Below are 10,070 nucleotides of genomic sequence, written 5' to 3' on the forward strand. Positions count from 1 at the left end.
GAATGGTAGATCTGCAGGTCGACCGCCTCGGCGTCGCCTACGGTCGCGTCAGCGTGCTCGACGGCATCACGCTGTCGGTACCCAGCGGCACGACGACCGCGATCCTCGGCCCGTCCGGCTGCGGCAAGACCACGCTCCTGCGCGCGATCGCCGGATTCCTGCGGCCGACCACCGGGACCGTCCGGCTCGGTGACCGGATCGTCTGCGGCCCGCGCGACTGGGTGCGGCCCGAGCACCGCCAGGTCGGCTACGTCTCGCAGGACGGCAACCTCTTCCCGCACCTGTCCGTCGCCGACAACATCACCTTCGGGATGCCGTGGCGGCAGCGCCGGGCGCGCTCGCGCGTCGGCGAGCTGCTCGAGCTCGTCGGCCTCGACGAGACGGTCGCCTCGCGCTCTCCGGATCAGCTCTCCGGCGGCCAGCAGCAGCGCGTCTCGCTGGCCCGGGCGCTCGCCATCGACCCGCGGCTCGTGCTGCTCGACGAGCCGTTCTCCTCGCTCGACGTGGCGCTGCGGGCCAGCACCCGGGAGGCGGTCGCCGCGGCGCTGCGCGCGGCCGACGCGACCGTCGTCTTGGTCACCCACGACCAGAGCGAGGCGCTCTCGTTCGCCGACCAGGTCGCCGTGATGCGCGGCGGCCGGTTCGCGCACGTGGGCGACCCGGTGGAGCTCTACCAGCGGCCGGCCGATCTCGAGACCGCCACCTTCGTCGGGGACGCCGTCGTCCTGCCGGGCGACGTGCGGGGCTCCCGGGTCGAGTGCGTGCTCGGCGAGCTGCCCCAGGTGGGGGCCAGCGCCGACGGCCCCGCGGACGTCCTGGTGCGCCCCGAGCAGCTGGCGGTGTCCGCCCTGCTGACCGCCTCGGCCGCCGGCGAGCGGCCCGCCCCCGGTGAGATAGGCGGCGTGGTCGCGGGCAGCACGTTCCACGGCCCGGACGCCGTGCTCGACATCCGGCTGGACACCGGCGGCACGGTCCGCGCGAAGGTGCCCGCGCACCGGCTGGTTCCGCGGGGCGGCGCCGTCCGGCTCACCGTGGAGGGCCCGGTCCTGGCGTTCTCTCGGAAGGGCGATCCCGCCACCAGCGGCCCCTGACGGGCCGCCCCGCGAGCTATCGACGTCCCCGCAGCAGCGTCGTGATCTCGGTGACCGCGCGCTGCAGCTCCGCCGCGAGCCTCGACAGCGGCCCGGCCACCGGCGCGGGCGTGCTCAGGCAGACGAAGCCGTGCTCCGGCGCGAGAGCGTAGGCGACCCCGATGCACGACGCGCCCGTGGCGCCGAACCCCCACGAGTCGACGGCCTCGGTGACCGCCGCCGACGTGCTGAGCGCGTCATCGCGCATCCGCTGCCAGCCGGGGCTGCCGAAGAGCGCCGGCTGGTCTCGGATGCCGAGCTGCGCGCCGCGCCGGACGCGGATGCGATCGAGCTCCCAGAGGTGCTGCTCTGGCGCGTCGCCGCGCCGACATGCGCGCACCCTGGCCGCGTGCGCCTCGGCCGCCGCGTCGAAGGCCGCGATGCGCCGGGCGTCGTCCGCATCCTCGGTCATCGCCCGGGTGAATGCGACGAGCTGGGGCGTGACCACCCGCATCGCCTCGGTGCGCCCGTTGCGCCAGCCGCGGGTGGCGATCGACTCGTACGTGGCACCCACCCCGCCTCGCGCGCGAACCTGCGCGAGCTGCAACGCGATCTGGAAGAAGGCGTCCGGGGAGCAGCCGAGCGACTTCGCGGCGTCGCGGCTCAGCCCGTCGATGGGTACCCGACGCAGCGCCGTTCGGTCACCGAGCACCTCGAAGTCGGCGAGGGCGCGGTCGACGCGGGCGCGCAGGTCGTCATCGAGGCGGAACGCGACCGGACGGACCGCCGGCGCACCCTCCGCTGCGGCCGGGAGGCGCCGCGGCGCGGCCAGATCCTCGATGAGGGTGAGGATCGTCATGCCGTCGAGCAGGCAGTGCTCGCTGTTCAGACCGGCCGTGCCGTCGGGGAAGACCACGAACGTGGTGGCCAGATCGAACCAGCGGTCGCGGCCGGACCCGGCCAGCAGGGCGTGGTCGATCGCCTGGGCGTCGGCGGGCTGCTCGCTCTCCAGAGCCAGTCCGCACATGGCCGTCTGCACCCACTCCAGCGCTGCGTCGTTGCCCGTCGCCCGCAGTGCCTCCCGGTCGGTCGCCCACTGCGCGCGGGGGCCGGTGGTCAACGCCCCGACGGGGTGCGCGGCGGGGCTGCCGACGGCTGCGGTGATCCGCGCCAGCGCGGTCCGCAAGGCTGCCTCGGCGTACGGCACGCCGGCCTCGTCGAGGACGTCGAGGGCGAACAGGTGGCCGCGGAAGAACACCAGCACGTGGCGCGCCGCCGACGGGCCGGCGCCGCCGGTGTACTGGGTGCGCACCGTGTCGCGTTCGACGCCCGGGATGCGCATGGTGCAGAACAGGTGGCGCAGCTGCCGCTCGGACGTCGGCGTGGCGCTGCGGGGCAGCTCGTCGCGGTCGATCCGCAGCCGCAGGTCCACGGCGCGCCGCAGCAGCCCGGCTGCGCGCTGGAGCTGGCCCGCGTCGTGGCCCGCTTCGGAACGGAACCGGAAGAAGAAGTTCGCGTTCACGGCGATCGGGTCGCGGCGGCCGAGATAGCGATCGCGCCAGAACTCGTCTAGCCAGCTGGCGTTGCGCTCGTCCGCGTCGTACCGCTCGAGCTCGGACTGCAGGAGCGGCCCGTCGCCGGCGAGGAAGGCACCCACCGCGTCGCGGGTACGTGCCAGCTCGTCGGGTGAGAGCAGCGGCGCGCACCAGTCCAGGAAGAGCCGGCAGCTGCGCTCCAGACGCGGGAGCGGCGCGCGCGGCAAGGCCGCTTCGCGTTCGCCGAGGCCGGTCATCCGTAGATGCTAGCCGCACCGGTCGCGTACATTGTCGGTCAGATGACCTGCTCGGGGGTGGATCGGTGGAAGCTGGCAAGGAGTCCGACGGCGCTGCGCCGGCCGCGCATCAGGTGGCGCGGGCACGGGACACGGGGCGCGCGAGCCCGCCCGGCCAGGACTCGTTCGCCGCGGCGGCGGCCCGGGTCGTCGACTATCTCAACAAGAGCACGCCGATGTCGGACTGGTCGGTCTCCCGGGTCGCCGGTGGTGAGCAGGTGCACCTGTACGTGAGCGGTCAGGAGCTGCTCACGGTGGGCGACCGGTTTCGTTGGCAGGAGGTGTACTGCTACCGCATGGCCGCAGGGGCGTCCCCGGTGGTGCCGGACGTGCAGATCTCCCCGGAGTACGCCGACCTGAGCGTCGGGATGGAGATACACGCGTACGCCGGACAGCCCATCATCGACTCCTCGGGCGGGTTGTTCGGGGTGCTGTGCGGGGTCGGTGCGGATCCGCTGCAGACCGAGCTCGACGTCGACCTCGCGCTCCTGGAGACGTTCAGCGACCTGCTCGCCGATCACCTGGTGCTGGCGCGCCAGGCGGACGAGCGCTGGCGTCGCTCCGAGCTGGCCGAGCTGGCCGCCAGCACCGATCCGTTGACCGGCTTGCTGAACCGCCGCGGCTGGGAGGCCTACCTGGAGGACGCCGCCGCCCGGGCGACGACGTACGGCGACCTGTCTGCGGTCGTGGTGATCGACCTGGACGGTCTGAAACGGGTCAACGACGAGCGCGGGCACGCTGCCGGCGACGCGTTCCTTCAGCAGGCGGCGGAGGCGTTGTCGGGCTGTCGCCAGGACGGTGACCAGGTCGCTCGCATCGGCGGGGACGAGTTCACCGTGCTCGTCGACGGCGTGGCCAGCGCCGACCTGGATGCGTACGCGCAGCGCTACCGAAGCGCCCTCGGCGCGGCGGGAGTGCTGGCCTCGCTCGGGCACGCGCTGGTCGTTCCCGGCGATGTCGGAGGCCGGCGGGCGTTCGAGCTCGCCGATGCCGCCATGTACGAGGACAAGAAGCGTCGCCGGCTGGCCTGAGCGCTGTGGCAACGGGCTACGAGCGGTCCTGGATCGGCATGACCACTTCGCGAAGAATGAGCTGCACGGCAGCAGCGACGGGCACGGCGAGTAGTGCTCCGGTCACCCCGAGCAAGGCGGCGCCGACAAGTATCGCGACGATCACCGACCCGGTCGAGATATCGACCTGGCGCCGCATGACCCGCGGATAGAGCCAGTACACCTCGAACAGGTGCTGTGCCAGGTAGAACAACCCGGCGATGAGGCCCGTTGCCGCGGAAACGGTGAAGCCGAGCAGCGTCATCGAGACGCCGATGGTGATCGGCCCGATGATCGGGACGAAGTCCAGGAGCATGGCGGCGAGGCCGATCGCCCATGGATACGGTAGGCCGGCGATGGCGGCGAATGCGCCGGCGACGATCCCGGCCTGCAGGGCAACGATGCTCATGCCCAGCAAGTAGCCGCCCATCTGGTCGAGAATTCGGTCGCCGAGGTCTTGGACGCGTTCCCGTCGGGACGCCGGCGCCGTCCGGTACGCCGCCCGCTTGAGCCGTGGATACGCCGCCAGGAACACCAAGGTGAGGACCAGGACGACCACGAGGTCGAATGCGATCCCCGCCGCGGCGAGGCCTGCGTTCAGCAACCCATCGGCCGCGCTGCTGCCGAGCTCCTGCGCCAGGTCGGAGGACTGAAGCTGATCTATGAAGTGGAACTGGCGGTCGAGATCGCGGATCAGGGAATTTCGCTCGAGAGCCTGGAGGAGGCTCGGAAGTGATCTCGCGAATGCGAGCACCTCGGTCGCGATCGGCGGAACGATGGCATAGAGGGCGCCGGTCAGCGCAACCAGCAGCGTGATGAACACGATGGCGACCGAGACTCCGCGTCGCAGTCCGCGGCGCATGAGCACGCGCACACCAGGGTCCAGGCCGATCGCGATGATCGCAGCGACCGCGATGAGGAGGAGGGTGTGGCGGGTCGCCGCCACCGCCAGATATGCCACGTACGCGAGTGCGACGCCGAGCGCTGCAAAGAACCCGGTCCGAAAGGGCCGCTCGAGCTGCCGACGCTGTCGGGTGATCCCGCTCGAATCCCGGTGCGGAATCGACGCGGGAGGTCGCGAGCTGCTCAGCTCCGCAGCCCGCCGCGCACGTTGCGCATTCATGCGTGCAGCGACGCGCGCCAGGGTCCGGCGCTGCTGCGTCCGGCGTTGGTCTGTGGCCGCGGCTGTGGTGGACGGATCGCCGGGCTCACCGGCGCCGTGGTCGCTGTCGCCTTGCTTCACTGAGCATCCCCCGCCGCTGCCGCTATCTGCCCGTGGCTTCCTTCACCTGATGGCGTCGATGAGCGTCCAGGCTAGCCGGTGAATGTCGCGCAGACCGCGAGACGAACGTGGGGGCGTCCACACAGAGCCCCGTCGCCGGCTGGGGAACCGCCGGCGAGCTCAACCGGTCGCGTGGACGTGGTTGTTGGGGAGCGGAAGACCCGCGACGATCATGCTGAACGCCTCGTCGATGAGCGCGGGCAGCGTGTCGGGCGTCGCGCCGGTGCGCGCCCACATGCGGGTGGCGCTCTGCACGGCGGATATCGCCGCCGCGCTGACCAGCCACGGGTACATGTCGGATTCCACGCTGGTGCCGGTCCGGCGGGCGATGCTTTCGCGCAGCTCGCCCTCCAGGACGCCGAGGCGGGCCATCTGGAAGGGCTGCAGCGACGGGTACTGCTCGGCGAGCTGTGCCTTCACCGCGCTCAGCTGCAACTGCTCGTCGGTGCGGTCGCGAATGAAGGCGACTAGCACCGCCCGCAGCGATTCCAGCGGTGGCTCGCCCTCCGGGCGCGCGGCGAAGTCCTCCAGCAGGCGGAGCGAATCCCGCGTGCCGGCGGCCACGACCGCCTCCTCCTTGCACGAGAAGTAGTTCGACACGGTGCGGGGGGAGACGATCGCCTGCTGGGCGATCTCCTCGATGGTTACGTTGTCGAGACCCTTCTCGAGGGTGAGCTGCAGCGCGGCATCCGCGATCGTCTCGCGGGTCATCTGCTTCTTGAGCTCTCGAAGGCCGAGTTCCTGGTCTCCCACGCCTTGATCGTACACTGCGAAATCGGAGAACTTTCCGAAACGGTAAAAAGACGGCACGATCTCGGCGCTCCTGAAATCCGGAATTTTTCCGACCCTTGCAGCGGGCTCTCTTGGGCCTCCGCCAAACGATCGGCACAACCAGTAGTTTTCCGGTTGTACGCGGCAGTATGCGGTGATATAACACGCCGCGTAAAGTGTGATCTATATCTCGGTAAAGTTCTGGATCACGAAATCTTGCGCATTCGGAAAACTTATCTCACTCTCTATCTCGAGCGCCAGTTCCGCCCCGGGCCGGCGTACCAGGCGAGTCGGTTGCCCCGAGCGCCCTATTTCAAGGAGTTCACCGTGACTGGTGTCTACGCTTTCCTGTTCAGCACGATCCACGCCACCCAGGCGCGCTTCGCCGACCGCAAGGACCGCGGCGCGACCGCCGTCGAGTACGGCCTGCTGGTCGGCCTCATCGCGGTCGTGATCATCGTCGCGATCACCCTGCTGGGCGACCAGCTGTTGGCCCTCTTCAACACCACCGCCGAGAAGGTCAAGAGCACCGTTCCCACCTCCGGTGCCGCCCCGACGACCTGATCCCGCTACTGATGACACCGGCTGGGGTGTGGCGCTCCTCGTGGAGCGCCACACCGTAGCTCTTTGAAAGGACGAGCGCATGAAGGCAGCTGGCCGTGACCGCGGTGCCGCGGCGGTCGAGTTCGCCCTCGTGGTGCCCGTCCTGATCCTCATCGTCGTCGGGATCATCGAGTTCGGCCGGACGTACAACGTGCAGACGACCCTCTCGGGCGCCGCCCGAGAGGGCGTCCGGGTGATGGCCTTGCGCAACGACCCGGTCGCCGCGAAGGCCGCGGTCAAGTCGGCCGCGGCCGGGCTGTCCCTCTCCGACACGCAGATCAGCGTGTCACCCACCTCCTGCACGGTGGCGGCCGGCGCGCAACCGCCCACCGCGACCGTGACGGTCACCTACCGGGTGAGCTTCCTGACCGGGCTGCTCGGCTCCGGCATCACGGTGAGCGGCAAGGGGGTCATGCGATGCACCGGCTGACGAACGACCGCGGCGCCGTCGCGGTGCTCGTCGCACTGCTGATGGTTCCGCTGATCGGGTTCGCCGCCGTCGCCATCGACGTCGCGGCGATGTGGTCGGAGAAGCAGAAGCTGCAGACCGGCGCCGACGCGGCCGCGCTCGCGATCGCGCAGGACTGCGCCCGCAGCGCCTGCGGCCAGCCCGGCCAGACCGCCCAGAACCTGGCCACCGCCAACTTCCCGGGCGGCCAGGCCCTCGGCGCCGTCACCGACCCGGCCCTCACGGCCACCTCGGGCAAGGTCACCGTCCGCACCTCCACCGTCAGCAAGCACCTGTTCGCGCCGGTCCTAGGGATCGGCAGCAGCCCGGTAGCCGCCCAGGCCACCGCCGGCTGGGGCAGCCCCAACGGCGGGACGGCGGTGCTCCCGCTGGCCTTCTCCTGGTGCGAGTTCAAGGCGCAGACCGGTGGCGGACTGCCGTCGAGCACGACGACGCAGACCATCTACTTCACGAAGACGTCCGGCACCACCGGCTGCACGGGGCCGTCGAACAACCTCGTGCCCGGCGGCTTCGGCTGGCTCAGCGTCAACGCCGGCACCTGCAAGACGACGAGCGCGATCAACTCGACGATGTGGACGTCGACCGGTGCCTCGGTGCCCACAGGGTGCAGCGTCGGCGACTTCTCGGCGCTGCAGAACCGCACGGCGCTGTTGCCGATCTTCGACCAGTCGGGCGAGAACGGCACGAACGCCTGGTATCGCGTCTACGGCTACGCCGCCTTCCAGATCACCGGCTACTACTTCGGCGGACAGTACGTCTGGAACGAGGGGCCCTGCAAGGGCGAAGCGCGGTGCATCCGCGGGTACTTCACGCAGTTCGTGGACCTCTCGAACGTCTTCACCTACAGCACCGATGCGCCCAAGATGGGCGCCGGCATCGTCTCCCTGAAAGGCTAGAAGGCTCGATCATCATGAACCGTCGATTCATCGCCGCGATCTCGGCCGTGGTGCTCGCCATTCTCGGCACGTTCGTGCTGCTGAAGTACGTCGCCGGTGCCGACCAGCGGGCGGCGGCCGGCACGCAGACGACGACGGTGCTGGTCGTCGGCGACGCGGCCGTGCCGAAGGGCACCTCCGCGGCCGACCTCGCCGCGCACCTCGTGGCCAAGCCGCTGCCCGTCGACGCGGTGGCCGCGGGCGCGATGACCACCCTCGACGGTCTCGCCGGCAAGGTCACCACCGTCGACCTGCAGCCTGGCGAGCAAGTGCTCGCCAGCCGGTTCGAGGACCCGAAGTCGCTGGTCTCTCCCCAGCAGGTGGCCATCCCCGCCGGCATGCAGGAGGTGTCGATCCTGCTCGATCCCCAGCGGGTGATCGGCGGCATCGTGAAGCCGGGTGACCACGTCGCCGTCTATGTGACCGCGGGCCCGGAGACCGCTCTCGCGCTCAGCAAGGTCCTGGTCAGCAACGTCCAAGGCGGCGTGGCACCGCCCCCGGCGCAGAATGCGAGCGGTGGGACCGCACCGGCGTCCGCGTCCGCGGCGGCCTCGGCGCCCGCTCCGGCGGCCGGGCCGGCACCGAGCGGGAGCGTGATGCTCACCTTCGCGCTCGCGCCCACCGACGCCCAGAAGCTGATCTTCAGTGCCGAGCACGCCTCGATCTGGCTGGCCCTGGAGCCCGCCGATGGATGACCACATGACGTACCGCAGCTGTGACAGGACGGAGGAGGACAGATGAGCCGGATCGTGCTCGCCAGCGGATCGGCCGACCTGCAGCAGCGGGTCCAGGAGGCGACGGCGGGCGGCAGCATGTCCCTGTGGCAGACGCCGTTCCCACAGGACCCGGCGCAGCTGCTCGAGCCACTGGCGAAGTACCTGCCGCCGGACGCCGTCGTCCTGGATCCCGGTCCGGCCGGTATCGAGAAGGGCCTCGAGCTCGCGGCCCGATTCGATCACTACTACCCGGCGGCGAGCGTCGTGCTGATCAGCGATCGCGGTGACATCACGCTGCCGGCGATGCGCGCCGGCGTGCGTGACGTGCTGCACCCGGCAGCCGACATCGCGGATGTCCGGGTCGCCCTCGAGCGCGCCGTCCGCGCGAGCACCCGCGCGATGCGAGGCGACACTGCCCTCGCGGGCCCGCCGCCGGTGAGCGGTCGGGTCATCAGCGTCGTCTCCCCGAAGGGTGGCGTCGGCAAGACGACCGTGGCCACGAACCTCGCGGTCGGCCTGACCGCGCTCGAGCCGACCTCGACCGTGCTGGTCGACCTGGACCTGCAGTTCGGTGACGTCGCGTCGAGCCTTGACCTCGGCTTCGAGTACGCCCTGCCGGACGCGGTACGCACGCCGGCCGGACCCGACACGATGATCCTCAAGACGTTCCTGACGCAGCACGCGACCGGTCTGTACGTGCTCTGCGGGTCGGACTCGCCGGCCGACGCCGACGCGGTCAGCCCGCAGCAGGTCGGTGATCTGCTGGTGATGCTCGCCTCGGAGTTCCGCTACGTGGTGGTCGACACCGGACCGGGCCTCTCGGAGCACACGCTGGCCGCGATGGACCAGTCGACGGACCTGGTCCTGGTCACCAGCTCCGACGTGCCCGGCGTCCGGGGTCTGCGCAAGGAGCTGCAGATGCTCCAGGAGCTGGACCTGGTTCCCGACGCGCGGCACGTGCTGCTCAACTTCGTCGAGCGCAACGGCGACCTCTCGCAGGCGGACGTCGAGGCGACGATCGGCGCCGACATCGACCTGCTGCTGCCGCGGTCGAAGGCCGCGGCAGCATCGATGAACCGCGGGGTGCCGCTGCTGCAAGGCGGCGGCCGCGACCCGCTGACCAAGCAGCTGCAGCGGCTGGTCGACCGGTTCGCGCCGGCGCCGGCGCCGTCCGTCGCGCCGGACCGGCAGCGTGGCCGCCACTACCTTCGCCGGTCGGAGGCGTCATGAAGCTCTCCGAGCGGCTGAGCGCCGCGCGTTCCAGCCAGGCCGGCAGCCAGGAAACCGCCGCCCCGGCGGCCGTGGCGCCGGTGGCCCTGCCGGCGACGGCGACGCGGCCACCCG

At 71.0% G+C, this 10,070-nt stretch carries 10 protein-coding genes; 7 read left to right on the forward strand and 3 right to left on the reverse strand.

Features of this window, described 5'->3' with window-relative positions:
• Positions 1-2: 2 nt before the first annotated feature.
• Positions 3-1,091, forward strand: a complete 1,089-nt coding sequence (locus F8A92_RS14390; RefSeq protein WP_153505862.1) for an ABC transporter ATP-binding protein — start codon at positions 3-5, stop codon at positions 1,089-1,091.
• Between the two features lie 16 nt (positions 1,092-1,107).
• Here F8A92_RS14390 and F8A92_RS14395 read toward each other — a convergent pair whose 3' ends face one another.
• Positions 1,108-2,862: a choline/carnitine O-acyltransferase gene (locus F8A92_RS14395; RefSeq protein ID WP_153505863.1), complete on the reverse strand. Its 1,755-nt coding sequence runs from the start codon at positions 2,860-2,862 to the stop codon at positions 1,108-1,110.
• Positions 2,863-2,927: 65 nt separating this feature from the next.
• On the opposite strand from F8A92_RS14395, the gene F8A92_RS14400 reads away from it, so the two are divergent.
• Complete coding sequence (locus tag F8A92_RS14400) at positions 2,928-3,932, forward strand: GGDEF domain-containing protein (RefSeq protein ID WP_153505864.1); 1,005 nt, start codon at positions 2,928-2,930, stop codon at positions 3,930-3,932.
• Between the two features lie 16 nt (positions 3,933-3,948).
• Here the strand turns inward: F8A92_RS14400 and F8A92_RS14405 are convergent, their stop codons facing one another.
• Both F8A92_RS14405 and F8A92_RS14410 read right to left on the reverse strand, forming a co-directional pair.
• Entirely contained in the window at positions 3,949-5,193 is a 1,245-nt protein-coding gene (locus F8A92_RS14405; RefSeq protein WP_153505865.1) for an AI-2E family transporter, read from the reverse strand.
• Positions 5,194-5,352: 159 nt separating this feature from the next.
• On the reverse strand, positions 5,353-5,985 hold the full coding sequence (locus F8A92_RS14410) for a TetR/AcrR family transcriptional regulator (RefSeq protein ID WP_153505866.1): 633 nt from the start codon (positions 5,983-5,985) through the stop codon (positions 5,353-5,355).
• Positions 5,986-6,330: 345 nt separating this feature from the next.
• On the opposite strand from F8A92_RS14410, the gene F8A92_RS14415 reads away from it, so the two are divergent.
• The 5 genes from F8A92_RS14415 (at position 6,331) to F8A92_RS14435 (ending at position 9,956) form a co-directional block, all read left to right on the forward strand.
• Positions 6,331-6,567: a Flp family type IVb pilin gene (locus tag F8A92_RS14415; RefSeq protein WP_153505867.1), complete on the forward strand. Its 237-nt coding sequence runs from the start codon at positions 6,331-6,333 to the stop codon at positions 6,565-6,567.
• Between the two features lie 79 nt (positions 6,568-6,646).
• Positions 6,647-7,036: a TadE family protein gene (locus F8A92_RS14420; protein ID WP_153505868.1), complete on the forward strand. Its 390-nt coding sequence runs from the start codon at positions 6,647-6,649 to the stop codon at positions 7,034-7,036.
• On the forward strand, positions 7,024-7,971 hold the full coding sequence (locus F8A92_RS14425; RefSeq protein WP_153505869.1) for a pilus assembly protein TadG-related protein: 948 nt from the start codon (positions 7,024-7,026) through the stop codon (positions 7,969-7,971). The genes F8A92_RS14420 and F8A92_RS14425 overlap by 13 nt, the downstream gene beginning before the upstream one ends.
• Before the next feature lie 14 nt (positions 7,972-7,985).
• Positions 7,986-8,705, forward strand: coding sequence for a Flp pilus assembly protein CpaB (gene cpaB / locus F8A92_RS14430; protein ID WP_153505870.1), 720 nt, complete (start codon positions 7,986-7,988; stop codon positions 8,703-8,705).
• 42 nt (positions 8,706-8,747) lie between these two features.
• On the forward strand, positions 8,748-9,956 hold the full coding sequence (locus F8A92_RS14435) for an AAA family ATPase (RefSeq protein ID WP_153505871.1): 1,209 nt from the start codon (positions 8,748-8,750) through the stop codon (positions 9,954-9,956).
• The last annotated feature ends 114 nt before the right edge of the window (positions 9,957-10,070 follow it).

The sequence above is a fragment of the Cumulibacter manganitolerans genome, assembly GCF_009602465.1.
Classification (GTDB): domain Bacteria; phylum Actinomycetota; class Actinomycetes; order Mycobacteriales; family Antricoccaceae; genus Cumulibacter; species Cumulibacter manganitolerans.

What these genes read in the sequence shown, in the direction of transcription:
- F8A92_RS14390 (WP_153505862.1), top strand. Translation starts at nt 3, where the DNA reads ATGGTAGATCTGCAGGTCGACCGCCTCGGCGTCGCCTACGGTCGCGTC.
- F8A92_RS14395 (WP_153505863.1), bottom strand. Translation starts at nt 2,862, where the DNA reads ATGACCGGCCTCGGCGAACGCGAAGCGGCCTTGCCGCGCGCGCCGCTC.
- F8A92_RS14420 (WP_153505868.1), top strand. Translation starts at nt 6,647, where the DNA reads ATGAAGGCAGCTGGCCGTGACCGCGGTGCCGCGGCGGTCGAGTTCGCC.
- F8A92_RS14425 (WP_153505869.1), top strand. Translation starts at nt 7,024, where the DNA reads ATGCACCGGCTGACGAACGACCGCGGCGCCGTCGCGGTGCTCGTCGCA.
- cpaB (WP_153505870.1), top strand. Translation starts at nt 7,986, where the DNA reads ATGAACCGTCGATTCATCGCCGCGATCTCGGCCGTGGTGCTCGCCATT.
- F8A92_RS14435 (WP_153505871.1), top strand. Translation starts at nt 8,748, where the DNA reads ATGAGCCGGATCGTGCTCGCCAGCGGATCGGCCGACCTGCAGCAGCGG.